This is a genomic window from Streptomyces sp. NPDC025793, assembly GCF_055558375.1.
This window is the reverse complement of sequence record NZ_JBVHMR010000033.1, coordinates 1-26,817: the sequence shown is the minus strand read 5'-3', so window position 1 is coordinate 26,817 and position 26,817 is coordinate 1. Positions and strand designations below refer to the sequence as shown.

Here is a 26,817-nt window from a genome sequence, read left to right as displayed (position 1 = left end):
CGGCACGCGCGGACGTTCGCTGTCGGCCGCCCGGCTCGCCGACGGGTCACCGGGTACCGGCCGTGGAGGGCAGGTCCTGTTCGGCCCAGACGACCTTGCCGTCCGTTGCGGAGCGGGAGCCCCACCGGCGCGAGAGCTGTGCGACCAGGTGGAGGCCGCGGCCGTGCTCCTCGAGCGTGTGGGGATGGCGGGGGCGTGGCTGGCCGGTGTTGCTGTCGGAGACCTCGCACGTCAGCACCCGGTGATGGATGAGCCGTAGGCGGCTCGGGCCGTCGCCGTGGCGGATGGCATTGGTGACCAGCTCGCTGACGATCGACTCCACGGGCGTCACGAGTGGCTCCAGACCCCATTCCCTGAGCTGACGGGCGGCCAGGCGCCGGGCTGTCGTGACGGTGACCGGTTCGTTCGGCAGGTCCCAGGAGGCGACCTGAGCGGGCTCGAGAGCGCGGGTCCGGGCAAGGAGCAGGGTGACATCGTCGGCCGGTGTGTGACTGCGCGAGGTCTCCATCACTCGCGAGCACATGTCCTCCAGGGACGCGCCCGGCTGTGCCAGGGCGGCGCCCAGGCGGTCCAGGCCGACGTCGATGTCCTCGTCCCGGGACTCCACCAGCCCGTCGGAGTAGAGAGCGATCACACTTCCCTCGGGCAGTTCCAGTTCAGCGGACTGGAAGGGAACCAGGCCGAGGCCAAGGCCGAGCGGGGCTCCGGCGGGCAGGTCGGGGACGGTGACCCCACCCTGTGCGCCGACGATCAGGGGCGGCGGATGTCCGGCCCGCGCCATCGTGCACCGCCGGGTGACCGGGTCGTAGACGGCGTACAGACAGGTGGCGCCCACCACCGCGGGGGCCTGGCCGGAGTCATCGGAGTCCTCGTCGTTCAACCGTCGGACCGTGTCGTCGAGGTGTGCCAGCAGTTCGTCGGGAGGCAGGTCCAGGTCGGCCAAGGTGCGCACGGCGGTGCGCAGCCTGCCCATGGTCGCAGCGGCGTTGATGCCGTGGCCGACCACGTCGCCGACGACGAGGGCCACCCGGGCGCCGGACAGCTCGATCACGTCGAACCAGTCACCCCCCACGCCGTGGTCCATATCGGCCGGCACATAGCGCGAGGCGACCTCGACGGCGGCACCGCCGTCCTGCGCCCGATGGGGCAGCAGGTCGCGTTGCAGCGTGAGGGCGGCGGTGCGTTCACGGGCGTACTGGAGCGCGTTGTCCAGGCAGAGCGCCGCGCGGGTGACCAGCTCCTCGGCGAGGAGCAGGTCGTCCTCCTGGAAGGGCGTCTGCTCCACGGAACGGCCGAACAGCGCCAGTCCCAGCACGCAGCGCCGCGCACGGATGGGTACCACCATCAAGGAGTGGACGCCGCTGTCACGCACCTTCTGAGCCCGCACCGGATCGTGGTCGACCCAGGGACCGGCACGGGTGTCCAGCACCGGCTCCAGGTAGGACCGGCCCGTGCGTACGGCGGCGGTGAACGGCGAATCCGGATGAGCGTGGACCACCTCTTCACGCACCCACGGCAACTCCAGGACACCCAGGTCGACGGAGGCCACACCGGCACGGCGCATCAACTGCGGACGGCCACTCGCCGTGCCGATCCGTGCCGACGGCTCGACGCCGAACGGAACAGACTCCACCAGATCGACGAGGGCGTGGTCGGCCAGCAGCGGTACAGCCAGCTCGGCCAGTTCCTGCCCGGTCCGCATCACGTCGAGAGTGCTCCCGATGTGCGTACTGGCCTCGCTGAGGATGGCGAGGCGCTCACGCGCACGCCTGTTCCCGGTCACGTCCACGGTCATGGAACACACGCCCACTGGCGTGCCGTCCGCGCCCTGGAGGCAGAAGAACGAGGCCGAGAACGCATGCTCACGGCGCCGATCGGCAGGCGGCCACGCCCGGTACTCGTGCACCATCGTGGTCCCGCTCTCCAGCACCTGCCGCATCACCACCTCAAGGGCTTCGGCCTCGACGGCGGGCAGCGAGTCCTTCAGGCCGCGCCCAAAGCGTCGGTGACGAGGCACGCCGTCGTGACGCTCCATGGCATCGTTCACCCAGAGACAGCGCAGCCGCGGGTCATAAACGGCGATGCCGATCGGGGCTCGGGCAAGGAGCGACTCCCGCACCGGTCCGCCGGTCGCCCCCGAGGACAAGGAACCTATGTCGGTCACGGACATCAGCCACCGGGTGGCGGCGTCCTGCCCCCACAACGACGAGACCCGCACCGTCAGCCTGAGCGTGTGGCCGTCACGGTGGCGGATCGCGGCGGTGCCGGACCAGCCACCCCGCGCCCTGCACTGCTCGGCGAACGCCGGCGCCCCCCGGGCGTCCTCGGGTGGTGGCAGCACGTGTGCGGCGGACCGTCCCACCACCTCTCCGGCCGAGTAGCCGACAAGCTCCTGCGCGGCCTGCGTCCAGCCCACCACGGTGCCCTCGGCATCGAGGACCGCTATTGCGGCGTCGGGTATCTCACGGTGGCTCACCGGCTCGGCGAAGGGTGTGTGGTCGGTGTACGTCATCGCGGTTCATCCCATCGGTGCGGAGGTGAAGGGAGCGTCGGCACGTGTCGCGACGGCTCTGTGTGCAGCGGTGGTGAACGGCGTTGTCCGGTTGAGCGGCACACGTGGGGCATGTCTATATGCGACATTCCGCCCACTTATGATGAAATAATCAGATGCAATCCTTTCATCGTCAAGCCCTTCATCAGCATTGACCAAATGATCAAGAGCTGTGGACGAACAACTGCAAGCCCTGGATGATCCGGCTGAGCGCCTCGCCGCCATGCCTGCGACTCAGCGCCTCGCTGCAGCGCAGGGTCTGGGACGGCAGGGCCGAGAAGCTCCCGCACGCGCTCGGCTTCTCCACGGACGAAGCCCGCGGCAGCGTCCGGCGCCCCCTTCCCGCCGTAGCCTGACGAGGACGCCGTGCCCCTCGGTTCACAGTTGGATGGGCAGGTGGCGGGGTCCGCGGAGCATCGCGTTCTGCCGGTACGGGGGCGGGTCTTCAACCAGGCGGGCGCTGCCGAGACGGGGAAGCAGGGCGCCGAGCGCGGCATACGCCTCGACGCGAGCCAGGGGTCCGCCGTAGCAGGCGTGGATGCCGCTGCCGAAGCCAAGGTGCTGGTTGTCCGGGCGGGCGGGGTCGAACCGGTCGGGATCGCGGAACCGCATCGGGTCGCGGTTGCCCGAGGCCAGGACCAGAACGACGGACGCGCCTGCGGGGACGAGGGTGCCGGCGACGTCGATGTCGGCGTGCGGGATGCGCTCACGCATGTGGACCGGGGGCTCGTAGCGCAGCAGCTCCTCCACCGCACGCGGGAGCAACTCCGGTTCCCGGCGCAGCCGGTCCAGCTGCTCGGGCTGGCGCAGGAACGTGAGGGCGCCGTTGGTGATCAGATTGACCGTCGTCTCGTGTCCGGCGATGAGGAGCAGTACAGCGGTTTCCGCGAGTTCCTCGTCGGTGAGCCGCATAGCCGGGTCGGCCTCGTTGACGAAGGCGGAGAGCATGTCGTCGCCCGGCTTGCCGCGGCGCTGTTCCGCGAGGTTCAACAGGTAGCCGCCCATCTCCATCCGCGCCTGGTCGCCGGCCTTGTCGGTATCGGCGGTGTCCTCGTCGGGCCTGACGTCCGCGGCTGCGACGATCGCGTCGGACCAGGCCCGGAAGAGCGGCTCGTCCTCGTGCGGCACGCCGAGCAGGCGGCAGATCACGGTGACGGGCAGCGGGTAGGCGAAGTCGTCGACGATGTCGATCTGCCGACCCACCTCGAACGGCTCCAGCAGTTCCCTGGTGATCCGGTCGATCTCGCCGCGCATGCCGTCGACCCGGCCCGGGCTGTGCGGGGGGCCGAAGGGCCGCATGGCGAGGGTGCGCAGCCTGTGGTGCTCGGGGTCGTCGAGCCGCAGGAAAGGCGGCTTGCGGGTCGCCTCGCCGCGGGTGCGGGGGTCGGCGCTCATCCGTGGGTCGTGGAGCAGAGCGGCGATGTGATGGTAGGTGCCGATCAGGTAGCCGCCGTCGGCCTGCGGCACCACGGGACCGGCCTCGCGGAGTTCCGCGTACAGCGGATAGGGGTTGGGGCGGCTGGCGTAGTCGGTGATCCGTGCCAGCAAGGTCGCGGAGTCCATGACGGCTCCTCGTAGGGGGCGGGGTGGGGGCTACACCACCGTCAGCCGGCGGTCCGGAAGGTGACCGGTGAGTGCGACGGTCGGACCGTGCGACAGCACGGAGGGGTCCGGTACGGCGGAGGGGATCGCGACGTCGGCCGCGATCGCACGGTCCTGCGCGCCGGGCGGGGGCGGGAACGGAGCGGCGGTCTCGATCAGGTGCCGGTAATAGTCGAGCGCCTTGGCCATGTCGACGGTGACGGCTGCGGTGACCCGGCCCTGGTAGCCGTAGACCATCGCCAGGCGGCGTGCCTCCAGGGAGCCCTGGGCGATGACCACGTGGTCGGAGTAGGTGGGCACGCCCACCGACTTGATGTTGAGCCCGAACTGGGTCGACCAGAAGACCGGGATGGCCAGGTGCGGGCGCTGCAGCGGTCCGGGGTTGACCATGTTGTGGGCCGCGACCTCGGCCTGCTCGACCGCGTTGCCCCAGTGCTCCAGGGAGAGCATCTGGTAGCCGAACAGCGGGTGGGGGAAGCGGGAGACGTCGCCCGCGACGAAGACGTCGTCGGTGACGATCCCGTACATGTTGAAGGCGCGGCAGCCTGCGTCGCAGGCGATGCCGCGCGGGCCGGCCGCCAGCCCGGACTCCGCCAGCCATTCGACGTTGCGGATCGCGCCCAGCGCCACGACGCACACGCCCGCCTCGACGCGGCTGCCGTCGGACAGCTGCGCGCCGGTGAAGCTGCCGTTGCCGTTCAGGGCGGTGACCGTCACCCCGGTGCGCAGATCCACGCCGTGGTTGCGCTGCATGACGGCGGCGAGCTTGGACAGGGTGCCGCCGAGCGCGCCCACCAGGGGTGCGGGGCCGCGCTCGGCGACGGTCACCTCAAGGCCCAGTTCCCGGCAGGCCGAGGCGATCTCCGAGCCGGTGAAGCCGCCGCCGATCACCAGCACCCGCTCCGGCCGCGCGGCCAGCCGCTCGGCCAGTCCCGCGCCGTCCTCGCGCGTGCGCAGGGTGAACACCCCGTCCAGGGCGCCTTCCGCCGGGTTGGGCCAGGGCCGCGCGCGGGTTCCGGTCGCGATCAGCAGCCGGTCGTACGGCAGGGACTCACCGTCTTCGAGCGAGACCCGTTTCGCCAGCAGGTCCACACCGGTGGCGCGCACGCCGAGGCGCCACTCGGCGTCCGGGTCCCGCCGCATCGGCAGCTGGAGGGTGTCCGCCGTCGCCTGGCCCAGCAGCACCTGCTTGGACAGCGGCGGCCGGTCGTAGGGCACATGCGGCTCGTCCCCCACCACCGTCAGTGAGCCCGTGAACCCTTCCTCGCGCAGCGCCTCGGCCGCTCTCAGCCCGGCCAGCGACGCGCCGATGATGACGATGCGGCCGTCCTTCAGGTCATCGGGCACCGGTGCTCACCTCTTCCCCGAGGAGGATCGCCTGCACCGGGCACGCAGCCGCGGCCTGGCGTACACGCTCCACCTGGTCGTCGGGCACGGCCGTGGCGTACAGCAGTCCCTCCTCGCCGTGCAGCTCGAACACCTCCGGCGCGAGGAACACACACTGCGCATAACCCTGGCAGCGTGTGAGGTCGACAACGGTCCGCATGTCCACCACTTCTTCCTCCGTTGTCACACCCCCCTCATCTCCAGCATGGGACCAGACCCGGATGCCTGCACGCCTTGTGATCGAGAGCCGGTATTCGGGCCGGCACGGTGAGAGGGAAGTGGATGAACTCCCGGGAAGTACCTTCCAGTTGCTGAAAGGCGTTCAGGTACGCCCCCTTCGGCCAGGCGGTCCGGGTGACCCGAGTCACTGTCACCGTCTCCCCATTTCCATACGTCGTATGGTTATCCTGGCAGGGCAATTCCATACAACGTATGGAACTGCTGGCGGACAACGCCACCCAACGCCGGGCGCCTCACATCGCCTGCAAAAGCAGCCGTTGGTGCAGATCGCACCAACCGGAAGGAAAGATCATGAAGAAGCTCACGAAGCGGATTGCTGTCGCCGTTTCCTCCGTGGCGGTCGCGGGTGTCGCCGTTGTCGGTGCCGGGGGCACCGCTTCGGCCGCGACTCCCGCCTCTGTGCATGTCCAGCGGTCGGCCGTCGGCGTCAACGCCGCCGACTACCGCTGGGACCACGGCGTGGGTTACCTGATCGAGCAGGGCTACTGCTGGGACGGACAGCGTGGCTGGCACCACGACGACCATGTCGCCGACTCCCTCTGGCACAGCCGCGATGGTCGCTGCTACCGCTGGGACGACGAGGGGCGCGGGTGGAAGTCCGACAGGTCCTACCGGCACGACTGGAACCGCTACGAGCGCGACGGCCGGGCATGGGACCACCACGACTGGAACCGCGGTGACCGGGACTACTTCGGCTGGGACCACTACGACCGGAACCACGGTGGCTGGGACTACTACGGATGGGACCACTCCAACCGGAACCACGGTGACCGGTAAGACAGGTCCCGCCTGTGCCCCTGAGCGGAGGCCGTCCCCCTCGCCTTGGTGCCTGTCGGCGGCAGGGATGCGACCGCTGGTCACGGATCGGCGGTCCCCTGCCCGCCGCCCGGGCGGGCGATCGAGCGGGCGATCGAGCGAGGGCCTGCTCCCTGCTCCCCTCTACACCTGCCTGCGGCACCACCTCGTGCCACAGGCGCGCGTCGCCCAACTGCCGCGACGCCACCACCCGCGCGGTCCGCCGATGCCGTCCGGCGCCCGGGCCCCGCTGAACACCTCCTGATTCGATGCGTGCTTGTCGCCACGAGCGCCGGGCCGCAGCCGAGGCAAGGGGGTGCCTTGGAGTGAATGCCCATGGAGCCTTCGAGGACCGTGGTTCGGGCGGTGACCGCGCAGCTCGTCGTCTCGCGCACCTACTCACAGCCCTTGTGCATACGGCTGCGGTACGAGCCTGCTGATCCCTGCGTCGTCCGTGCCGCCTTTTTCGTCCACAGCGACGAGCCGGTCGAATGGGTCCTGGGGCGTGACCTTCTGGCCGACGGCCTGAACGGTTGCGCAGGTCATGGAGACGTCCGGATCCGGTCGGCCGCCGACCGTGGTGACCCCGCGATGTACATCGCTCTCGGGTCTCGCGCGGGCACCGCCCTCATCGAGGTCCCCCTGCGCGACGTCAAGACCTTCCTGGAGCGCACGGAGGCCCTGGTGCCACGGGGCACCGAGTCGGAGCGCATCGACTGGGACGCCGAACTGGCATACCTGCTCTCGCAAAGCTGACCACTGAACATCCATGCTCAGACAGAAAAGGATCGACTGTTCATGTCCCAGTACCAGCTTCGTGTCTACACGCTGTGCAGCCGGAAGGCGCTCGTCGCCTACGAGGACATCTGGTCCAAGCACATTCCCGGCATGGCGAAGCACCGGATCACCACGCACGGTGTCTGGACGGTGCCCGCGGCTTCCGGCAGTGAGACGCCCCAGCTGTACGCCCTCGTCTCCTACAGGGACGGCGACGACGTGGAGGAGCGGCTGCTGGCGTATCTGGCCAGCCCGGAATTCCGCGCCGATATGGAGGGCTTCGACCTCAGCCGGATCGTCGCCGTCACCGAGACCGCGCTGACGCCCACCGCCGACTCACCCTTGCGCTGAGGGTTCTCGTGCGACCGGATGCTTCGGCCACGGGGGCCGGCGTCCAACAGGTCTCGTCATGGGGGAGATCCCCCGGCAGGGGACATGAGGGGCGGCCGGTGCAGATGACGTGAGGGCGTGCGTTCGATGATCAGGAAAGCGGCGTCGTCGGTGAGTCGCCCTGCCGTGTGATCGAGCAGGTCGCGGTGAATGTGGTGCAGCAGAGCGTTGGGGCTTGAGGCGGGGAAGGTGGCGACCCGTTCGGCGAGGGGGTAGAAGGCTCCGTCCGGTGAGCGGGCTTCGATCACGCCGTCGGTGTAGAGCAGCAGCATGTCACCCGGTTCCAAGGTGAACGGGTCGGTGCGGTCGTTTCGTACGCAGAGGGCGCACAGGCCCAAGGGGGGCGCGGGCCGGCGGGAGTACAGGACGGTCACCTGGTCTCCACGGACCAGCAGGGGCGGCGGATGGCCGCAGTTGAGCATCTCGGCCTGCGGGCCCTGATCGGGGATGTCGAGCAGGACAGCGGTGATGAAGTGCTCGTCGGCGTCGTGCACGGTGTCGGCGACCTCCTCCAGGTTCCGGCAGACGCTGTCTTCGACGGCGGTGACGAGCTCGGGCAAGGTGTCGTACCGGTGAGCGCCCTCACGGAACGCGCCCATCACCACCGACGCCTCACCGATGGAGGCCAGCCCATGGCCCCGGACATCGCCGATGAGCACCCGGGTGCAGGGATGATCGGCGCGGGCGACCGCCAACAGGTCGCCCCCGATCTGGGCCTCCTCCTCCGCGGCCAGATACAGCCAGGCCACCCGCAACGGCCCGACCCGGCGGGGCGGAGGCCGCAGCAGAATCCGCTGTGCCGTCTCGGCCACCGACCGCACCCGGCTGAGCTCCCGGGCACGCCGCTCCCGCACGTAGGTGATGAAGACCACCAGAGCCGACAGCACGGCCAGGGCGATGAGCTGCGCCACGTGGTTGGTCGTGGTCAGCCCGCCGTGGAAGACGGAGATGATCACCAGGGCTGCCTGCGCCAGAGCCCCGACCAGAGCGGTCAGCCGCGGACCGGCGAAGGAGGCGGTCAGAGTCGGCGCGATGACCAGCAACGGGCCCAGATGAACACTGGTGCCGATACCGATGTCCGTCACGGTGATGGCCACGATCAGTGCGAGCGCGATCACCAGCAGCCCGCGCCCCGCGCGCTGCTCCAGGGGGCGGTCTCCCGATACACCTCGCGCACCCATACGCCCTTTCTACGCCCTCTTCGGCCGTACACGCCCCCGCGTCGGTTGCTGTCGAGGTCGGTACGGCTCGCGATGGTGCATGTGAGCGCGGGCGGGAGTACTCGCCCATAACGGCTGGTCACCAGCCCAGGTCAGCGGGGGAAACTGGTTCCGGGCGGTGCCGCCGTGGCCAGAGCGGGTCCGTGGTCCGGAGCGAGCGAGCCGAACGCCGGCGTCCTGGGTCCTGGCCACTGCCAGACGCTCGGTTCCTGGAGCCCTACGAGATCGGGGCCGTGTACACCGTCCAGGCGAGCAGAGCGTCGGCGAAGGCGATCGGCGCAGCGGCGCGGAAGGAAGGGGTGGCCGACTGCGAAGAACGGACAGAGGCGGTGACGCGGTAGCGAGCCAGCACGTTGAGGTTCTTGTGCTGAGCGGGGACAGCCGCGCAATGTCCTCGTCACGGATCTCCTGGCCACTTCCGCGTGCAACCGGCCGACGGTTGCGTCGATGTACTTGGTGGTCCCCAGCACCACGGCGTTGGGAGCCTGACGGCAGCCGGCACCGGCGGGTAGACGGTTGCCCTGCCGACGCCGGCACGAGTCGCAACCGTTTGATGTGTCACGGCCTCCAGCCCACCTTCCGTGAGCAACGCGGTGGCCGCCGCGACCATGGCCTCACGACTTCCGAGAAGCCGAGGTCGTGCTGGTCGGACGGCAGGGCGAGGTTCACGATGGTGCCGTCGAGGACGCCCATCAGCATGGACAGTGAGATGACCAGCAGGATCCACCAGCGGCGCTGGTGCGACGGGTCGGGCACATTCTCAGGTGCGGCCTCGGCGCCGCGAGCAGCGGCGGCGGCGTTCCGGGACATGGAGGGAGCCCTCCGGACAGCGGACGGGGGATGGCGGAAGAGAGACAAGAACGGAAGAGAGATCAGGTACTGCTCATCCGGTACGGGGCGCCCCTTCGCGCTCGGGGGCGGGAGCACTCGGCGGCATGGCCGCCTCGGTGAACGGGTGGCGCGGGTGATTCAGCTCGACGAGGCCGACGGTCTCCCAACTTCAGGAGGGAGACCAGGAAGAAGCCAACGACCGTGGTCATTTCACGGTTCAGCGTCGGCATACGGCTGCCGTGCAGAGGCTGTGGAACCACCCCGCCGGGCGGTGTTCCCCGATGTGAGGGGGGTGGCTCGCGCATGTCGCAGCCTGAGATCGCCCGACTGCGGGGGCGACTCAGGGGCCAGTGCCTGGGGCGCAGCGCCTCAGGAGGATTGGCTCAAAGGCCGGCGTCCCGGCCGTCACGATCGCCGGTGAGCCGGCTTTCCAGGCCCGTGATCAGCGTGTCCAGCACGAGGCGGAACATGTGGTCCTGGTCAGGGCCTTCAGGGGCTGCATCCGCAGAGCCAGGGTCTGCATCCGCGGCCCCGTTTTCGTCGGCGTCAGGGCCGGGGGGCCTGAGGTTCGCCCACTGGTGGAGTGCGCCGTTGAGTTCGGCGGTGAGGACACCGATGACGACGGCGACCATCAGCGCGGCGATCTCCGGGACCTCTGACTGCGGCACGCCGGCAGCCGCCACGATCGCGGTGAGCGCGGTCCAGAACGGGTCGTCCTGCTGGATGAAGTCGGGCTGATGGCTGAACGAGTAGGCCAGCAGCTTCGGATGACGGTGTGCCAGCGTCCGGAAGTCCGTGGCGAGCAGCCGGATGCGCTCCTGCCAGGGGGCGTCCTCCAGTGTCACGGTGCGGAACTGCGCTCCGACCATTCTCGTCACGCCGCGCAGCACGGCTTCCTTGTTCGCCACGTGGTGGTACAGCGACATCGGGTTCGCATCGAGCACGGTCGCGAGTTTGCGCATGGTGAGCGCCTCGACCCCGTCCTCGTCGATGAGCCGCAGGGCTGCGACATAGATCCCGGCCTCGGTTAGAGGCACGTCTCTCTTCCTGGTGCCCCGCGGGGGGCGCCTCGCTTTTTCCATACCACGTACGATATCAGTTCCGTACGGCGTATGGAAATGAGCTTCCTCACAGCTGTCGCCTGGCCGCTCGGGGTTGCGCTCCACTTTCCGTACTGCGTACGGTTTCAATTCCATACGACGTATGTTTCTGTCGTGCAGCGCGGCATCGGCCGGCGCCCTTGCCCTTCCCCCTCTTCTCCACGCAAAGGAGCAAGCCATGACCACGCACTCCGCGAACGGCCTTCGCCCCATCCGGTCCCCGCGCGGGATCCCCCTGCTCGGCAACACGCCGCAGATCCCCGACACCAACCCGGTCGCGTACTTCGGCGAGCTGTCCAAGCAGTTCCCCGAGGGCCTCTACGGCATGGACATCGCCGGTATCGAGCAGGTCTTCGTCTACGACCCGGACCTGGTGGCCGAGGTCTGCGACGAGACGCGGTTCTTCAAGCAGATCGACAAGACGCCGCTGCACCACGTCCGGGACTTCGCGGGATCGGGCCTGTTCACGGCCCACCAGCACGAAGAGGAATGGGGCATGGCGCACCGCGTCCTGCTGCCGGCGTTCAGCCAGCGGGCCATGAAGGCCTACTACGGGCAGATGCTGGAGATCGCCCAGAACCTGGTGGGCAAGTGGGAGCGCCGGGAGGGGCAGCCGGTCAACATCACCGACGACTACACCCGCCTGACGCTGGACACCATCGCCCTGTCGGGGTTCGGCCACCGGTTCAAGTCCTTCGACAAGGATGAACTGCACCCCTTCCTCAACGCGCTGCTGGGCGCGCTGGTGGAGTCGCTGCGGCGCTCGCAGGAGCTGCCGATGATGACCAAGCTCCGTAAGGCGGACGACAGGAGGTACCGCGACAACATCCGGCTGATGCAGGACCTGGTCGAGAGTGTGATCAAGGAGCGCCGCGAGGGGACGGGCACCGGTGAGGAGGACCTGCTGGGTCTGATGCTGGAGGCCACCGACCCGGAGACCGGCAAGCTGCTGGCCGACGACAACGTCCGCGACCAGGTGCTGACGTTCCTGATCGCCGGCCACGAGACCACCAGCGGCCTGCTGTCGTTCGCCACCTACTCGCTGATGCGCAACCCGCACGTCCTGGCCCAGGCGTACGCCGAGGTGGACCGCCTGCTGCCTGGCGACACCGTCCCGGACTACGACACGATCATGCAGCTGGACGTCATCCCGCGGGTCCTGGACGAGACCCTGCGCCTGTGGGCTCCCATCCCGGCGTTCGGCAAGGCCCCGCTGGAGGACACCGTCATCGGCGGCCGCTACCAGCTGAAGAAGGGAACGCGGGTCAACATCCTGGAGGGCCCGCTGCACACCCACCCCAAGGCGTGGGAGCGCCCCGACGAGTTCGACATCGACCGGTGGCTGCCGGAGAACCGCGCCCAGCAGCACCCGCACGCGTACAAGCCGTTCGGCAACGGTCTGCGGGCCTGCATCGGCCGTCAGTTCGCGCTCACCGAGGCCCGTCTTGCGCTGGCGCTGGTGCTGCAGAAGTTCAAGTTCGCCGACACCAGCGACTACAAGATGGACGTCCGGGAGGCGCTGACGCGCAAGCCCGGTAACTTCGAACTGATCGTCCGCCGTCGTCCGGAGCACCAGCGGACCGTCTTCGGCGCCGCGGACGTGCAGAGCGACGACACGCAGGCGCCGGCCGCGGTCAGCGGCGTCGGGGTGAACCTCACCGTCGCCTACGGTTCCAGTCTCGGCTCCTGCGAGGACCTGGCGCGCACCATCGCCGACCGCGGCGAGCGCTCCGGCTTCGGCACCACCCTCATCAGCCTGGACGAGCTGGGTGACAACCTGCCCACCGAGGGCCTGCTCGCCGTCGTCGCCGCCAGCTACAACGGCAAGGCCCCCGACAACGCCCAGCGCTTCGACGACCTGCTCGCCGCCGGTCTGCCGCAGGGTGCGCTGTCGAACGTGCGGTTCGCGCTGCTGGGCGCCGGCAACACCCAGTGGGTGGCCACCTACCAGGCATTCCCCAAGCGGATCGAGGAAGGTCTGCTGGCGGCCGGCGCCACCCCGGTCGTCGAGCGCGGTATCGCGGACGCCGCCGGTGACTTCGACGGCATGGCGAGTCGCTGGATGAACAACCTGTGGGCCACCCTGGCCGAGGAGTACGCCGCCGACACCTCCGAGACGAGCGGCCCGCGCTACCAGGTCCAGCTGCTCACCGAGTCCGACGTGCGCCCCGCCATCGTCTCCGAGCAGGCGCACCCGCTCACGGTGGTGGCCAACGAGGAGCTCGTGGCGGACGCGACCGGCCTGTGGGACTTCCAGATCGAGCCGCCGCGCCCGTCCGCGAAGTCCATCACCTTCGAGCTGCCGGACGGTGTCACCTACGACACCGGCAACCACCTGGCCGTCTTCGCCAAGAACGGACCGGCCCTGGTCGACCGCGCGCTCACACGGCTGGGTGTCGAGTACGACCAGGTGCTCCGTCTCGACCAGCCCAGCGGCGGCCGCACCCACCTGCCGGTCGGCACCCCCGTCACCGCCGGCATCCTGCTCACCGAGTTCCTGGAGCTGCAGGACGTGGCCACCCGCTCCCAGATCCAGACCCTCGCCGAGCACACCCAGTGCCCGTGGACCCGGCCGCAGCTCCAGGCGTACACCGCCGACACCGAGGAAACCGAGGAGCGCTACAGCAAGGAGATCCTCGGCAAGCGCATCTCGGTGCTGGGCCTGCTGGAGCGCTTCCCCGCGGTCGAGCTGCCGCTGGCGGTGTTCCTGGAGATGATGGGCCCGATCCGTCCCCGGTTCTACTCCATCTCCTCCGCCCCGTCGGCCAACCCGCGCCATGTGCGCCTGACCGTCGGCCTGCTGGAGGGCCCGGCCCTGTCCGGCGACGGCCAGTACCGCGGCACCTGCTCCGCCTACATCGCGGGCCTCGAACCCGGGGATGTCATCTACGGCTACGTCCGCGTGCCCTCCCCGACGTTCGCCCCGCCCGCCGACCCCGCCACGCCGCTGATCCTCATCGGACCGGGCACCGGCATCGCTCCGCTGCGCGGCTTCCTGGAGGAGCGCGCCTGGCAGCACGCCAACGGCACCCAAATCGGCCTGTCCCAGGTGTTCGTCGGCTGCCGCCACCCGGAGCACGACTACTTCTACCAGCAGGAGATGCAGGACTGGGAGCAGGCCGGCATCGCCCAGGCGCACATCGCCTACTCCGCGGTGACCGGCCACCCGGCCCGGTTCGTGCAGAACGCCATCGCGAACGCCGCCGACACGGTGTGGCAGGCCATCGAGGACGGCGCGTACATCTACGTCTGCGGCGACGGCCGCCGCATGGCACCCGCCGTCCGCGAGGCCCTCGCCGCCATCCACCGTCAGAAGACCGGCAGCGACGACGAGACCGCTCAGCAGTGGCTCGCCCAGCTCGAGGCCGACGAGCGCTACCAGCAGGACGTCTTCGCCTAAACCGTCGCATGCCATCAAGGCGTGCGACCCCCAGCCGCCCCTAGGCGTGCGGAACCCCCCGCTGCCGTCCGCACGCCTACCGGCCACCACAAGCCCGCCAGACACCACACGGCACCCACCGGCCCGAACCGCAGGGCGGTGCCGCTCGCAGAAAGCCGACCCCCATGGACACCATGCTCGCCGGACGCTTCCACCTGGACAGCAAGAAGTTCGCCGTGGAAGAGGTCCCCATCCCCGTGCCCGGCCCGGGCGAGGTCCTCATCGAGGTCAAGGCCGCCGGCGTCTGCCTCTCCGACGTCCACCTCCTCGACGGCTCCCTCGTCCCACTGTTCGCCACCTCCGACACCATCACCGTCGGCCACGAGGTCTCCGGTGTGGTCCACACCCTCGGCCCCGACCTCAAGCGCCACCTGCCCGTCGGCACCCGCGTCACCCTGGAGGCCGGCAAGACCTGCGGCACGTGCGCCGGCTGCGTGCGCCACCGCCCCTGCACCCGGATGCTCACCGCAGGCATCGACTACGACGGCGGCTGGGCCGAGTACGTGATCGCCCGCGAGGACACCCTCGTCCCCGTCCCCGACAGCCTCCCCTTCGACCAGGCCGCGATCATCCCCGACGCGGTCTCCACCCCCTACGCCGCCGTCGTCGCCACCGCGGGCGTCCGTGCCGCACAGTCCGTCGGTGTCTGGGGCGTGGGCGGAGTCGGCGCGCACAATGTACGCCTCGCCCGCCTGGTCGGCGCCGCCCCGATCATCGCCGTCGACCCGCTGCCCAGCGCCCGCGAGCGCGCCCTGGCCTTCGGTGCGGACCTCGCGCTCGACCCGGCGGCCCCCGACTTCGCCGACCAGGTCCGCGCAGCCACCGGCGGACGCGGCCTGGACTTCGCCTTCGACTGCGCCGGCGTCCCCGCCGTCCGCGACCAGGCCGCCTCCGTGCTCGGCCTGGGCGGCTCCCTGATCCTGGTGGGCATCACACCCCGGCCACTGACCATCACCGAGGGCCTGACCTTCAACTACCTGCAGAAGCAGGTGCGCGGCCACTACGGCGGCTTCCCCGAGTCCGTCTCCGAGCTGGTGCAGCTGACCGCGGCCGGACGGCTCGACCTGGCTCCCTCCATCACCGACCACATCCCGCTCGTCGAGGCCGCCGACGCCGTCCACCGACTGGAGAACAAGATCGGCGACCCGATCCGCCTCATCCTCGTCCCCTGACGCCCGTCAGCAGGACGACAAGCCACCCTGGGCAGGGGCGAGTGGGCGCCGGTGCGTGAGGGAGCACCGGCGCCCACGGTTTCCCGGCAGCCAGAACTCGTGGAGATGGAGCCATGCAGCCGACCAAAGCACCGGGCCGCACGCCGCAGCGCAGCGACGCCCGCTCGAACCGTCAACGCATTCTCGCCGCCGCTCGGCGGAGACTGCGGGACGACCCCGACGCAAGCCTCGACAGCATCGCCCTGGCGGCCGGCATCGCACGACGCACCTTCTACGGACACTTCGCCAACCGGCAAGCGCTCATCACCGAGTTGACGCAGGAAGCAGCCCGGGCGCTTCAACAGGCGTTCGCCGCAACCCGTATCCCGGGTGCTGATCCGTTGGAGGCAATGGCACGGATGGCCCTGGCGGCATGGGCGGTGGGCGACCAGTACCGCGTGCTCATCTCCTTGGGGCGCCGCCACTTGGGAGAGGAGACCATCCGTGCCACCTTGGCCCCTGCCCGCGAAGAGGCCATCGCGGCCATACGACGTGGCCAGCACGAAGGCGTGTTCGCGAACCACGTCCCCGCGCCCGTCCTCGCCCAGGCGCTGGAAGCCCTGATGCTGGCCCTCGCTGAGGAGAACACCGCATCCATGTGGGCGGACCCCACGGGTGAGGCTGCGGTGACAGCGTTCCTCGTCGCCGCCGGCGTGGCACCGCAGATCGCATCGCGCCGAGTTCGGGCCGTGTTGCGTGAGCAAGCGTGACGCCCGGTCAGGACGGCTGTACCGACTCATTGACCAGCGTCGATCGAGACGCAGCTAGGGCCTGTCGTCACATTCCCGTCGTCCGCCCGACGGGCGGGCCACGCGGCGTCCGGTGCGTGCAGCTGCATGGTGGGTGTCGCGTACGCCGTGGATCAGAATGGCGGGCCTGAATGAACTCCTCCAAGGGTGAATCTCTGGACATGTGTGGGACGGCGTGCGCGAGCAGCTCACCCGCAGCGACGTGGAGGCTTGGGACCTGCCCGGTTTCGGTTCGCCGCGACCCGAGGGCTTCGACTGCACCGAGGAGGAGTACGTCTCCTGGCTCATTGAGCGGTTGGAGGCAATCGGCGAGCCGGTCGACCTGGTCGGCCATGACTGGGGCTGCCTCCTCACCGCGCGCGTGGCTTCCGTACGGCCGGACCTGATCCGCACGTGGGCCGGCAGCAACGGTCCGGTCAGCGCCGCGTACGTCTGGCATCCGCTGGCCAAGCTGTGGCAGGACCCGGTCGCGGGCGACCGCTGGGCCAAGGAGTACGACGCGGCCGCGTTCGCCAAGGACCTGACCGACAACCTCCAGATCCCGGCTGAGCCGGCCGAACAGACGGCCGGCCGCATGGACGAGACCATGCGCGACAGCATTCCCAAGCTGTACCGTTCCGCATTGACGGTCGGTGCCGAGTGGGAACCGGATCTGGCGGACCTGGCCGGACCGTCTCTGGTGTTCTGGGGGGCGTTCGACCCGGTCTGCCCCGTCGAGTTCGGCGAGAAGATGGCCGCTTCCGTGCGCGCCACCCGCTTTCTGAGGCTGGACATCAGCCACTGGACGCCGATCCAGAAGCCGGCCGAGGTCGCCGCCGCCCTCAAGGAACACTGAAGCAGCTCCAGGGGGTGACTGGCGCGCCCCGCCACGAGCGCCCGTGGGTGCGTGTCGGGCGGCGAGACACCGTGCTGCCCGACGCGCGCCCGCGGCGGCTTCGTGGTGGGCGGCGCTGACATCCGGCTCCCCGGCATCGCTGAAATGGCTCACCGGCTGAGAGCGACGATCGTGGCGACCGCCGCGGGCCCTTGGCTGGTCTCGCGGCGGGTCCGACGAGCGATAGGCCGTGGGTCCGGGCCGATGACACCGCATGGCGACCCAGTCCGCAGGCATGGGCCGCCATGTGGTGTCCACGACCTCGTGGATCATCGGCGGCCCGGCATGCAGTGCGACGGTTGCCGTCGTACGTGGTCCATCGCGCCTTGGCCAGCGGCGGCGCACATCGCGCCGGACTTTCAGGCGAGACCGGGCAGCGGGCGCCGGGTGACGTCGTGCGCATCGTCCGGGGGGAGGCCCAGCATGCGCAGGACCATCTCGGCCAGGTCGGAGGCGGTCTCGTCGCCGTCGAGGTCGGGGCGGGCCAGCCGCAGCGCGACCAGGGACAGCAGGGTCCCGCCCAGAGCGGACAGGGCCGTGGTCGGGTCGGTGCCGCTGAAGCGGCCCGAGGCGATGCCGCGTTCCAGATCACGAAGCGCTCGCGGGGACAGGCCACGCTCGGAGTGGATCTGGGCCAGGCCGCGGTCGCGCAGGATCCGCATGAGCTCGGGGTGGGAGTCGGCCATCCGGGCGGCGAGCCGGAAACCCGCCGCGACGAGTTCGGCGGGGTCCTCGATCCCTTCCACCCGCTCGTCGATGACCTGGCCGAACTCCTCCAGGGCGTCGGTCACCGCGGCATCGAACAGCTCCGTCTTGGACTCGAAGTGGTTGTAGAAGGAGCCGAAACCGACGTCCGCGCGCTCGGCGATGGCCTGGATGCTGGCGCTGGTGTCCCCGCTCTCCGCGAGGATCTGCCGGGCCGCACGGATGAGTGCCCGACGGGTCTCGGCGCGGCGCCGTTCGAAGCGGTTGCGGGGCGGGGCTGACGTCGGCATACGACCGAGTGTAACAACCGGGCCGATGACACCCGCACGACTGATGATTCCCTCAATTCTTTGGGTCTGCTCTATTGACGATGAGCAACGGCAAAGTTGATGATTTCCTCATTACGGCAGTGTTGCTTGGAGGGCACCATGTCCCACACCCCCGTTAACAGGGCTGATCTGCAGACGCCCCATCAAGATCTCCACAGCGAGCTGGGTGCCCTGCGCGGTGAACACCCCGGACGAGCGCGCAACCCCGTCATCAAGGTGGCGGACCTTGCCTGGCTGGAGTTCGAGAAGCCGGACCTGGACCGGGCCGAGGTGTTCGCGCGTGACTTCGGGTTCGCGATCGCCGCCCGCACCGAGCGAGAGCTGTGGCTGCGCGGCACCCTCGCGGGCTCCCCATGCATGGTCATCCGGCGTGGGCAGGCGTCCCGCTTCGTCGGGCCGGCGTTCCGTGCGGCCGAACGGGCCGATCTGGACAGGCTGGCCCGCGCGACCGGAAGTGACGTCCGCGACATCGACGTCCCCGGCGGCGGACAGGCGGTCGCCCTGCTCGATCCCTCCGGCTTCCCGGTCCGGGTCGTGCACTGCGCCGAGCAGCTGCCCGCCCTGCCCGAGCAGCAGCCCCTGATCCTCAACACCGGTACCGAGCGCCGTCGCACGAACGCCACCCAGCGGCCGCCCCGCGAGCCGTCGCGCATCCAGCGACTCGGGCACGTGGTGCTGGAGACGCGGGTGTTCATGCGGGCCCTGAACTGGTACCTGGACACCCTCGGCCTGATCGTCAGCGACTTCCTCTTCCTGGACGGGCAGCGCCGGCGCGGGCCGACCATGGCGTTCATCCGCTGCGACCAGGGAAGCCTGGCCGTCGACCACCACACCCTCGCCCTGCACCTGGGGCCCGGCACCGGATACGTCCACTCCGCCTACCAGGTCACCGACCTCGACGCGATCGCCGCCGGCGGCGAGTACCTGGCCGAGCGCGGCTATCGGCGCAGTTGGGGGATCGGCCGGCACATCCAGGGCAGCCAGCTCTTCGACTACTGGCGCGACCCCGACCGCTTCATGCTGGAGCACTTCGCCGACGGCGACCTGTTCTCCTGCGACCTCGAACCCGGGTGGGCGCCGATGTCGGCGAGCGGCCTGGCCCAGTGGGGGCCGCCCGTCACCCGTGACTTCCTCGGAGCCAACCCGTCCCCCGCCAAGCTGCGCGAAGTCATGCATGCCCTGCGCGGCGACAGCGAACTCGACCCCGCACGCCTGCTGGGCCTGATGAAAGCGATGAGCTCATGAGCACCAACGTTCTGCGCACCCTCGACGGCTGGTGGGTCGTCCGCAACGAGCGGGCCGTCCGCATCGAGACCAAGGCCGTCACCACTGCCGAGCTCCTCGCCGACCGGGACGCGGTCCGCGAGGCCGCCGCCTCCGGCGACAACGGCACGCCGGTGGTCGACCTGGTGGCGCTGCCTCCGGTCACCACCCCCTGTCGGGTGGTCGCCCAGATGGTCAACTACCGCAGCCACGCCAAGGATTCAGGCTTCACCGGAGACATCCCGCCGACCTTCTTCCGCAAGGCGTCCGGCTCGGTCAGCGGCCCGCACGAGACGATCGTCCGCCCGGCGCACGTGAAGTTCCTGGACTACGAGGTGGAGCTCGGCCTCGTCATGGGCGCGACCCTGCCCGTGGGCACCGTCGTCGAAGAGCAGGACCTGCCCCGCTACGTCGCCGGGCTGGTCCTGACGAACGACGTCAGCGCCCGCGACGTGCAACTGACCAAGACCCAGTTCTACGAGAGCAAGTCCTACCCGACCTTCACCCCGGCCGGGCCGTACCTGGCCCTGCTTGAGCCGGACGACTTCGCCCATCTGCTGAACCTGCGACTGCGGCTGTCGGTCAACGGCGTGCAACGTCAGGACCGCACCCTCGCCGACATGATCGTGCGGCCCGCGCAGGCGCTCAGCCTGCTCGCCCGCTTCCAGACCCTCGACCCCGGCGACCTGCTGCTGACCGGCACCCCAGGCGGCACCGCTCTCAAAGCCCCGCCCAAGCCCGTCGCGAAGATCAGCGCGTTGCTGCCGCCCGCGGTCAGGTGGAAGGCGTTCTTCAAGGGGCAGGCCAAGAACCCCCTGTACCTGCATGAGGGCGACGTCGTCACCGCCACGATCGCCACCCCGGACGGGCGGATCGACCTCGGCGAGCAGCGGAACCCTGTGGCGGACGCGAGGTGAGCGCCGTAATCCGTAGACCGGTGGTGATCATCGGCGCGGGGCCCGTGGGCGTCACGGCCGCGCTCCTGCTCGCCCAGCGCGGAGTGCCCAGCCTGCTCCTGGAACGCCATCGGGACATCTACCCCCTGCCGCGCGCCGTCGTCGTGGATGACGAGGTCCGCCGGATCCTGCAGAGCGTCGGCGTTCACGAGGAGTTCGCCGCCGTCGCGCGCCCGGCCCGCGGGCTGAGGCTGCTGGACCCCCGGCGCCGCGTGATCGCCGAATTTCCGCGGTCCCTGCACGGACACCACGGCTTCCCGCAGACCAGCATGTTCGACCAGCCCGAGTTGGAATGCCTGCTGCGCGCTGCCCTCAAGCGCCGCCCCGAGTGCGAGCTGTGGGGCGGGGTGGAGGTCGTGTCCGTCACCCAGGGCACCGACGGATCACACACTGCGACGGGTCCGGTCCGGGTCACTTTCCGCCGCGACGGCAGCGACGAGGAGGAGCAGGTGTGGGCCGATGCCATCCTGGGCTGCGACGGCGCGGGGAGCCTCACCCGTGACGCCATCGGCGCCGTGTGGGAGGACCTGCACTTCGAGGAGAGTTGGAGGGTCATCGACGTCCGCACCAGCCTTCCGGTGCGCACCTGGGAAGGCGCCGAGCAGATCTGCTGCCCCACCCGGCCGGCCACGTTCATGCGCGTAGGCGAGGACCGCTACCGCTGGGAGTTCCGGATGGCCGAGGGCGAGCTCCTGGACGGCCCTGCAGGGCTGGAACGCTTGCGCGAGCTGGTCGCCCCCTGGGTGGACGTGCCGCTCGACGCGTCGCCGAGCGACGGCTTCGAGGTGATCCGGCAGGCGCAGTACACCTTCCGCGCCCGCCTCGCCGACCGGTGGCGCAGGGGACGCGTCTTCCTGCTCGGCGACGCCGCCCACCTCACCCCGCCCTTCATCGGACAGGGTCTGTGCGCGGGCCTGCGCGATGCTCGCAACCTCACCTGGAAACTCGCCCGCGTCCTCCAACAGGGCGCAGACGAACGGCTGCTGGACACCTACGAGCAGGAGCGCAAGCCGCACGCCCGCCACGTGATCCGCCTCGCGGTCGCCATCGGCTGGGCCATGACCGGCGGCCAGGACCGTGGGGCGGCGCTCCGCCGGACCGTCGTGGGTGCGGCCTGCCGCATCCCCGGCGTGAGCGCGACGGTCAGCCGCGACCTCAGCCCCGCCCTGAGCGCCGGTCCGCTCGTACGGCGCCGCCCCAGCCTGACCGGACGTGGGCCTGCCGGCACCTTCTGCCCCCAACCCTGGATCCTGCGGGACGGCAGGCGCGTGCGCCTCGATGACATCCTCGGCGACTCCTTCGCCGTCCTGACCGCCGTACCGCCCACCCCGCGGATGACGGGCGTGGCCACAGCACTCGACGCACCCACGGTCCACGTCGGCGACCTGGACGACGACGGCACCCTGGCCGCCTGGCTGGCCCGCGGCCGCGCCGACGCCGTGCTGCTGCGCCCCGACCGCGTCGTACTGGACACCGTCCCCACCGGCACCGGCGACTTCACCGACACCGCCGCCTGGGCTCCCCTGCTGCACACGGCCCGCCGCCCCGCCGAAGCCCGGCCCGATCCCTTGCCGAGGAGCACCACGCCATGACCACCCCGCACTCCACCCCGTATCCGGTGCCCTTCCTTCCTCCGGACCCGAAGGCGGCCGCCGGCAGCCGCATCGCGGACTTCGCCCGCTGGGCAGCCCGGCACCACGGCGCCGCAGGGCTCCAGGACCCTACCGACTACCCGGCCCTGCACCGCTGGTCAGTCACCGACCTGGAAGGATTCTGGGCGGCGGTGTGGGAGTACTTCGAAGTCGACGCGACCACTCCGTACGAGCGGGTGCTGGCCGAAGAAACCATGCCCGGCACCCGCTGGTTCCCCGGTGCCACCCTCAACTACGCCCACCATGCCCTGCGCAACCTGCACCCGGACGCCCCCGCGATCACCGCGCTGGACGAGACCGGAGCCGGCTACGAGATCACGGGCGGGGAACTGCGTGCCCAGGTCGCCTCCGTCGCGGCCACCCTGCGCGACCTCGGCGTCGGACAGGGCGACCGGGTGGTCGGGTACCTGCCCAACACCCCCCACGCGATCATCGCCTTCCTCGCCACCGCCAGCCTGGGCGCGGTGTGGTCGGTGTGCGGCCAGGACTACGCCCCCAAGGCCGCCGCCGACCGCTTCGCCCAACTCGAACCGACCGTGCTCATCACCGCGGACGGCTACCTCTTCAACGGCACCACGCACGACCGCCGCGCCGCCTCACTCGACCTGGCCGCGGCCCTGCCCACGCTGAAGGCCACGGTCCTCGTGGACCGCGTGGGCCTCGCCTGGCCCGAGACCAGCACCGCGGGACTGACGGTTCCCTGGGAGGACGCGGCCACCCGCACCGAGTACCTCACCATCACCCCGGTGCCCTTCGACCACCCCCTGTGGATCGTCTTCTCCTCCGGCACCACCGGCCTGCCCAAGGGCATCGTCCACGGGCACGGCGGCGTCCTGCTGGAGCACCTCAAGACCCTCGGCCTGCACAGCGACCTGGGCGTCGGGGACCGCCTGCTGTGGTACACCACCACCCACTGGATGATGTGGAACCTGGTCGTCTCCACCCTGCTGACCGGCGCCACCACCTGCGCCTACGACGGCAGCCCCGCGCCGGTCGCACGCCCGGACATCCTCTGGGAGCTGGCGGCCCGCCACGAGGTCACCGTCTTCGGCACCAGCCCCCAGTACCTGCTGGCCATGGCCAAGCTCGGCGTCGACCCCTCCGTGCACGACCTGTCGGCGATCCGCGTCATCGGCTGCACCGGCTCAGCCCTGCCCGCCTCCGCCTACCCCTGGGTCCGCGACCACGTCGGCGCAGGCATCCGGCTGGCCTCCACCAGCGGCGGCACGGACGTCGTCTCCGGCTTCGCCGGCAGCGCCCCCACAACTCCCATCCGGGCGGGCGAGCTGTCCGCCCCGAACCTGGGCGTGGCGCTTGCGGCGTACGACAGGGCTGGACGGCCGGTCGTCGATCAGGTCGGGGAACTGGTCGTGACGCGGCCCATGCCGTCGATGCCGCTGTACTTCTGGAACGACCCCGACGGCAGCCGCTACCGGAACACCTACTTCGCCGCCTACCCGGGCGTGTGGCGGCACGGCGACTGGATCACGGTCACGGGTCATGGCTCGGTGATCGTGCACGGTCGCTCCGACGCCACCCTCAACCGCAACGGCGTGCGCCTGGGCAGCTCCGACATCCACGACATCGTCGAACGTCTCCCCGAGATCACCGAGGCCCTCGTCATCGGCGCGGAGGAACCCGACGGCGGCTACTGGATGCCGCTGTTCGTCGTACTCGCCCCCGAAGTCACCCTCGACGACGCCCTGCGCGAGAAGATCCGCGACGCGATCCGCACCGGCACCTCACCCCGCCACGTCCCCGACGAGATCCTCGCCGTACCGGCCATCCCGCACACGAAGACCGGCAAGAAACTCGAGGTTCCCGTCAAGCGCCTGCTCCAGGGCACCCCCGCCGAGCAGGTCCTCAATCCCTCGGCGGTCGACAACCCGGACCTGATCATCTACTTCGCCGGCCTGGGAGCCGAACGCCGTCGGCTCCCGTACCAGCACACCCCCGAGGGCGTCTCGTGATCCTCTCCACCTCGCTGACCTGTCTCATCGCGTTGGTCTTCACCCTGCTGGGCACAGCGAAGATCCTGGCCCTGGGTCCCATGCCGGAGCTGGCCACCCACGCCGGCTTCACCACCGCGGCCTACCGGGTCATCGGCGGCCTGGAGCTGGCAGCCGCCGTCGGCGTAGCGCTCGGCCCGGTCGTACCGCTGTGCGGCGGCCTGGCCGGTATCGGGTTGCTGATGCTGCTCGCCGGTGCCGTGATCACGCACGTGCGCAAGGGCGACGGGGTGCCCAAGCTCGTCCCCGCGGTGGCGTGCACAGCCCTGGTCGCCTGGTATCTCGTGCTCCTTTCCGGCCTGTGACGCGTTCAGGTGCTGACGGCCGCCTGTGGCAAAGGCTCCGTCCCGCACGCGACCAGGAGCCACCGGGCCTGTGAGCGGGCCCCCGCTGAGGCTGGCACACTGAATCTGTGGTTCCGCTGATGACCGCGGCCCCATGGGCCTCGTCCTCATCACTCACAGGCGCCGGCGTGGTGTCGATCTGCGCACTGCTCTTCACCGTCGCGTCGTTCTGGTGGCTCAACGCCCGGCAGGGACGCCTGAAGGCGTGGGAGCCTCATGCCTTCGCGGCGATCGTGCACGGTTCCACGGCCCGCTTGCGGCTTCCGCTCGTCCTGCACAACACCGGTCCCAAGCCGATCGTCGTGCAGGACCTCATCCTGACCTTCCCCGACGAGCCCGCATCCCACCTGCCACTCCTGTGGGTGTGCTCCCCGTCCCGCCTCCAGCCGGGACCGGACGAGGAAACAAGGCTGCCGGCCGGCTTCGTCGTGCCCGGCAGAGAGGCACAACAACTCTTCATCGAGTTCGAGGCACCGTTTTCCGGATTCATCCCGGAAGCCCGTGACTACAAGGCTCAGATACAAGTGCGGGTCGGCCACCGCAAGGGGTGGCGCCCCCTGCTGACGTTCACCTTGAGGGCTGCCAACATCATCGATCCAGATCGCTACACCGTCTACAACAACGCACCGGTCGAGCTGACGAAGGAAGATCAGAGGAGAGCCGATGCGGCCCTCCTCAAGCTGCTGGAAGAGCACGGGGACGACTCCCCTCCGGACGGCAGGAGACGGAGAGATCCGCCGGGTGACGGCGACGCCGAGACGAGCGGTTGATGCGGAGTCCCGGATCGGCGCGGCGGGCATTCTCTCGGTGGTCATGGTCCACCACCGAGATCGTTCCCCACGCTGGGCGTAGCGTGAAGTGACGGATGCCTGTCCGAACTCGTGCTGCAGCGAGCGGGTCCGCGGCACGAGCCTTGGCGGCCTGTGAGCCCCGCTTGCATGATCGCCTCGGGTGAGCCGGTAAGGGTCTGAAGGAGTCCGATGCCGATCACAGTCTCGGCACCGGTCAGGGCGCCGACCCCGGCAGCGCTCTGCCTGGAGCGTCCGCCGGGTTCCTCGCGGACGGAGAGACGAAGGGCCACTGATGCCTCGATCCATGCGCGCGCTCGTAGCCGTAGCGGCCGGCGAGCCCACCGATGTCCTGCGGCTGGAATCACGGCCTGTTCCCACGCCGGACGCCGGTCAGGCGTTGATCCGTGTGAAGGCGACCCCGGTTCACGCGAGTGATCTGCACGTGCTGCGCGGCCGCTACGGCTTCTCGCCTGAGTTTCCCGCTGTCGGGGGCAACATGGAATGCGTGGGCCTTATCGCAGACCTCGGCCCGCAAACCGACGGACTGAAGGTCGGAGAGCGCGTGGTGGTCGCCGCGATCCCGGCTGTACCCGGGCCTCCTGTGGCAGGCACCTGGCAGGAATACCTCGTCGCCGACACATACAGGCTGCTGGCGGTCCCCGAGCAGCTGAGCGACTCCAGCGCCTGCCAAGTCGCCGTCAATCCATTGACCGCGCTGCTCCTCGTTACGCGCGAACTCGACGTACAGCCGGGCGAATGGCTGTTGCAGACCGCCGCCGGCTCCACCGTCGGCCGACTCGTGATCCAGTTGTCCCGGCATCTGGGGATTCGCACGATCAATGTCGTGCACCGACGCACTGCTGTCGAGGAGATCAAAGCGCTCGGTGGAGATGAGGTCATCTGCACCGAGGACGAGGACCTGATCCAGCGCGTCGCTGAGATCGCGGGACCGGCCGGCGTGCGGAAGGCCATCGACTGTGTCGCGGGCCCCGTCGGCGCCCAAGTGTCCCAGGCACTGGCTCCGGGAGGAGAGCTGGTGGTCTACGGCGCGCTCTCCACCCACCGGCAGACCGCCCCGGCGGCTCTGACGATCCCGCTCCAGGCGCGCTCGGTCATCTACGAGACCAAAACGGTCCGTGGGTTCTGGCTGAACCGCTGGTTCGGCACCGCCTCCTCGGAGGACACGCTGCACGCGCTGGCCCGGGTGCGCGGCCTCGTCGTTGATGGGGTGCTGAGCATTCCCCCGGGCCGGCCGTTCCCGCTCGAAGCCTTCGCAGAAGCCGTAGCGCTCGCCGAAGCACCCGCACACGGCACCAAGCCACTGTTCGTCTTCGACGAGGGCCGTTACGAGGGTGATGGGTAGGAAGCCGTCCCGCTGAGACCCCTCCAGAGGCATTCGGCTCCGCAGAGGCGAAGGCTATGACTGTTGGTCGCGAAGGGCCCCGGGGTCACGTCCGCTGGAGTGGTGTATCGACGGCCACTCGGTGATCTCTTCTTTGAGGCTATGCGGTGAGTTCGGTCGGGAGGACGGTCTCGTCGGTTTCTGACTCGATCGGGTGGAGGCGGGCCTTGGCCAGGAGGTCGAGTCCCATGTACCGGCGGG

Annotated in this window: 24 protein-coding genes; 15 read left to right on the top strand and 9 right to left on the bottom strand. The window is 69.9% G+C overall.

Going from position 1 to position 26,817, the window contains the following annotated elements; genetic code table 11:
- Window positions 1-46: 46 nt before the first annotated feature.
- Window positions 47-2,512: a SpoIIE family protein phosphatase gene (locus tag ACZ4MF_RS37645; RefSeq protein ID WP_467497323.1), complete on the bottom strand. Its 2,466-nt coding sequence runs from the start codon at window positions 2,510-2,512 to the stop codon at window positions 47-49.
- A gap of 236 nt (window positions 2,513-2,748) precedes the next feature.
- Between ACZ4MF_RS37645 and ACZ4MF_RS37640 the strand changes: the two genes are divergently transcribed.
- A complete protein-coding gene (locus ACZ4MF_RS37640) occupies window positions 2,749-2,907 on the top strand; it encodes a hypothetical protein (protein ID WP_467497322.1) in 159 nt (52 codons plus the stop codon).
- 22 nt (window positions 2,908-2,929) lie between these two features.
- Here the strand turns inward: ACZ4MF_RS37640 and ACZ4MF_RS37635 are convergent, their stop codons facing one another.
- From ACZ4MF_RS37635 to ACZ4MF_RS37625, 3 genes are read right to left on the bottom strand one after another with little or no spacing between them, the layout of a single operon-like run.
- Window positions 2,930-4,114, bottom strand: coding sequence for a cytochrome P450 (locus tag ACZ4MF_RS37635; RefSeq protein ID WP_467497320.1), 1,185 nt, complete (start codon window positions 4,112-4,114; stop codon window positions 2,930-2,932).
- Window positions 4,115-4,144: 30 nt separating this feature from the next.
- Window positions 4,145-5,500 carry an NAD(P)/FAD-dependent oxidoreductase gene (locus ACZ4MF_RS37630; RefSeq protein ID WP_467497318.1) on the bottom strand — a complete coding sequence of 452 codons (1,356 nt, stop codon included), beginning with the start codon at window positions 5,498-5,500 and terminating at the stop codon, window positions 4,145-4,147.
- Window positions 5,490-5,699 (bottom strand): ferredoxin, encoded by a 210-nt coding sequence (locus tag ACZ4MF_RS37625; RefSeq protein ID WP_030176846.1) that lies wholly within the window; start codon window positions 5,697-5,699, stop codon window positions 5,490-5,492. Before ACZ4MF_RS37625 ends, ACZ4MF_RS37630 begins: the two co-directional genes overlap by 11 nt.
- 371 nt (window positions 5,700-6,070) lie before the next feature.
- On the opposite strand from ACZ4MF_RS37625, the gene ACZ4MF_RS37620 reads away from it, so the two are divergent.
- The 3 genes from ACZ4MF_RS37620 to ACZ4MF_RS37610 all read left to right on the top strand — a co-directional run bounded on the left by ACZ4MF_RS37620 (window position 6,071) and on the right by ACZ4MF_RS37610 (window position 7,702).
- Entirely contained in the window at window positions 6,071-6,556 is a 486-nt protein-coding gene (locus ACZ4MF_RS37620; protein WP_467497316.1) for a hypothetical protein, read from the top strand.
- A gap of 384 nt (window positions 6,557-6,940) precedes the next feature.
- On the top strand, window positions 6,941-7,330 hold the full coding sequence (locus ACZ4MF_RS37615; protein WP_467497314.1) for an SsgA family sporulation/cell division regulator: 390 nt from the start codon (window positions 6,941-6,943) through the stop codon (window positions 7,328-7,330).
- A 42-nt stretch (window positions 7,331-7,372) separates the two neighbouring features.
- Window positions 7,373-7,702: an NIPSNAP family protein gene (locus ACZ4MF_RS37610; protein ID WP_467497312.1), complete on the top strand. Its 330-nt coding sequence runs from the start codon at window positions 7,373-7,375 to the stop codon at window positions 7,700-7,702.
- A 56-nt stretch (window positions 7,703-7,758) separates the two neighbouring features.
- Here ACZ4MF_RS37610 and ACZ4MF_RS37605 read toward each other — a convergent pair whose 3' ends face one another.
- The 4 genes from ACZ4MF_RS37605 to ACZ4MF_RS37590 all read right to left on the bottom strand — a co-directional run bounded on the left by ACZ4MF_RS37605 (window position 7,759) and on the right by ACZ4MF_RS37590 (window position 10,988).
- Window positions 7,759-8,922 (bottom strand): PP2C family protein-serine/threonine phosphatase, encoded by a 1,164-nt coding sequence (locus ACZ4MF_RS37605; RefSeq protein WP_467497310.1) that lies wholly within the window; start codon window positions 8,920-8,922, stop codon window positions 7,759-7,761.
- A gap of 436 nt (window positions 8,923-9,358) precedes the next feature.
- Window positions 9,359-9,571, bottom strand: a complete 213-nt coding sequence (locus tag ACZ4MF_RS37600; RefSeq protein ID WP_467497308.1) for a TetR/AcrR family transcriptional regulator — start codon at window positions 9,569-9,571, stop codon at window positions 9,359-9,361.
- Window positions 9,520-9,771: a hypothetical protein gene (locus ACZ4MF_RS37595; protein WP_467497405.1), complete on the bottom strand. Its 252-nt coding sequence runs from the start codon at window positions 9,769-9,771 to the stop codon at window positions 9,520-9,522. The genes ACZ4MF_RS37600 and ACZ4MF_RS37595 overlap by 52 nt, the downstream gene beginning before the upstream one ends.
- Window positions 9,772-10,175: 404 nt before the next feature.
- Window positions 10,176-10,988 carry a TetR/AcrR family transcriptional regulator gene (locus ACZ4MF_RS37590; RefSeq protein WP_467497306.1) on the bottom strand — a complete coding sequence of 271 codons (813 nt, stop codon included), beginning with the start codon at window positions 10,986-10,988 and terminating at the stop codon, window positions 10,176-10,178.
- 82 nt (window positions 10,989-11,070) lie between these two features.
- On the opposite strand from ACZ4MF_RS37590, the gene ACZ4MF_RS37585 reads away from it, so the two are divergent.
- The 4 genes from ACZ4MF_RS37585 (at window position 11,071) to ACZ4MF_RS37570 (ending at window position 17,126) form a co-directional block, all read left to right on the top strand.
- Window positions 11,071-14,292, top strand: a complete 3,222-nt coding sequence (locus tag ACZ4MF_RS37585; RefSeq protein ID WP_467497304.1) for a bifunctional cytochrome P450/NADPH--P450 reductase — start codon at window positions 11,071-11,073, stop codon at window positions 14,290-14,292.
- 164 nt (window positions 14,293-14,456) lie between these two features.
- Window positions 14,457-15,503: a zinc-binding dehydrogenase gene (locus ACZ4MF_RS37580; RefSeq protein WP_467497302.1), complete on the top strand. Its 1,047-nt coding sequence runs from the start codon at window positions 14,457-14,459 to the stop codon at window positions 15,501-15,503.
- Between the two features lie 113 nt (window positions 15,504-15,616).
- Window positions 15,617-16,252: a TetR/AcrR family transcriptional regulator gene (locus tag ACZ4MF_RS37575; RefSeq protein WP_467497300.1), complete on the top strand. Its 636-nt coding sequence runs from the start codon at window positions 15,617-15,619 to the stop codon at window positions 16,250-16,252.
- A gap of 202 nt (window positions 16,253-16,454) precedes the next feature.
- Entirely contained in the window at window positions 16,455-17,126 is a 672-nt protein-coding gene (locus ACZ4MF_RS37570; RefSeq protein ID WP_467497298.1) for an alpha/beta fold hydrolase, read from the top strand.
- 398 nt (window positions 17,127-17,524) lie between these two features.
- On the opposite strand, the gene ACZ4MF_RS37565 is transcribed toward ACZ4MF_RS37570, so the two are convergent.
- Window positions 17,525-18,160, bottom strand: coding sequence for a TetR/AcrR family transcriptional regulator (locus tag ACZ4MF_RS37565; protein WP_467497296.1), 636 nt, complete (start codon window positions 18,158-18,160; stop codon window positions 17,525-17,527).
- A gap of 138 nt (window positions 18,161-18,298) precedes the next feature.
- Between ACZ4MF_RS37565 and ACZ4MF_RS37560 the strand changes: the two genes are divergently transcribed.
- The 7 genes from ACZ4MF_RS37560 to ACZ4MF_RS37530 all read left to right on the top strand — a co-directional run bounded on the left by ACZ4MF_RS37560 (window position 18,299) and on the right by ACZ4MF_RS37530 (window position 26,577).
- Window positions 18,299-19,444: a VOC family protein gene (locus tag ACZ4MF_RS37560; RefSeq protein WP_467497294.1), complete on the top strand. Its 1,146-nt coding sequence runs from the start codon at window positions 18,299-18,301 to the stop codon at window positions 19,442-19,444.
- A complete protein-coding gene (locus ACZ4MF_RS37555) occupies window positions 19,441-20,379 on the top strand; it encodes a fumarylacetoacetate hydrolase family protein (protein WP_467497292.1) in 939 nt (312 codons plus the stop codon). Before ACZ4MF_RS37560 ends, ACZ4MF_RS37555 begins: the two co-directional genes overlap by 4 nt.
- Window positions 20,376-22,010, top strand: coding sequence for a bifunctional 3-(3-hydroxy-phenyl)propionate/3-hydroxycinnamic acid hydroxylase MhpA (mhpA, locus tag ACZ4MF_RS37550; RefSeq protein ID WP_467497290.1), 1,635 nt, complete (start codon window positions 20,376-20,378; stop codon window positions 22,008-22,010). Before ACZ4MF_RS37555 ends, mhpA begins: the two co-directional genes overlap by 4 nt.
- Window positions 22,007-24,040 carry an acetoacetate--CoA ligase gene (locus tag ACZ4MF_RS37545; protein ID WP_467497288.1) on the top strand — a complete coding sequence of 678 codons (2,034 nt, stop codon included), beginning with the start codon at window positions 22,007-22,009 and terminating at the stop codon, window positions 24,038-24,040. Before mhpA ends, ACZ4MF_RS37545 begins: the two co-directional genes overlap by 4 nt.
- Window positions 24,037-24,384, top strand: coding sequence for a DoxX family protein (locus ACZ4MF_RS37540; protein ID WP_467497286.1), 348 nt, complete (start codon window positions 24,037-24,039; stop codon window positions 24,382-24,384). The genes ACZ4MF_RS37545 and ACZ4MF_RS37540 overlap by 4 nt, the downstream gene beginning before the upstream one ends.
- Window positions 24,385-24,491: 107 nt before the next feature.
- Entirely contained in the window at window positions 24,492-25,193 is a 702-nt protein-coding gene (locus ACZ4MF_RS37535; RefSeq protein ID WP_467497284.1) for a hypothetical protein, read from the top strand.
- Between the two features lie 325 nt (window positions 25,194-25,518).
- Window positions 25,519-26,577, top strand: coding sequence for a zinc-dependent alcohol dehydrogenase family protein (locus tag ACZ4MF_RS37530; RefSeq protein ID WP_467497282.1), 1,059 nt, complete (start codon window positions 25,519-25,521; stop codon window positions 26,575-26,577).
- Window positions 26,578-26,817: the final 240 nt, after the last annotated feature.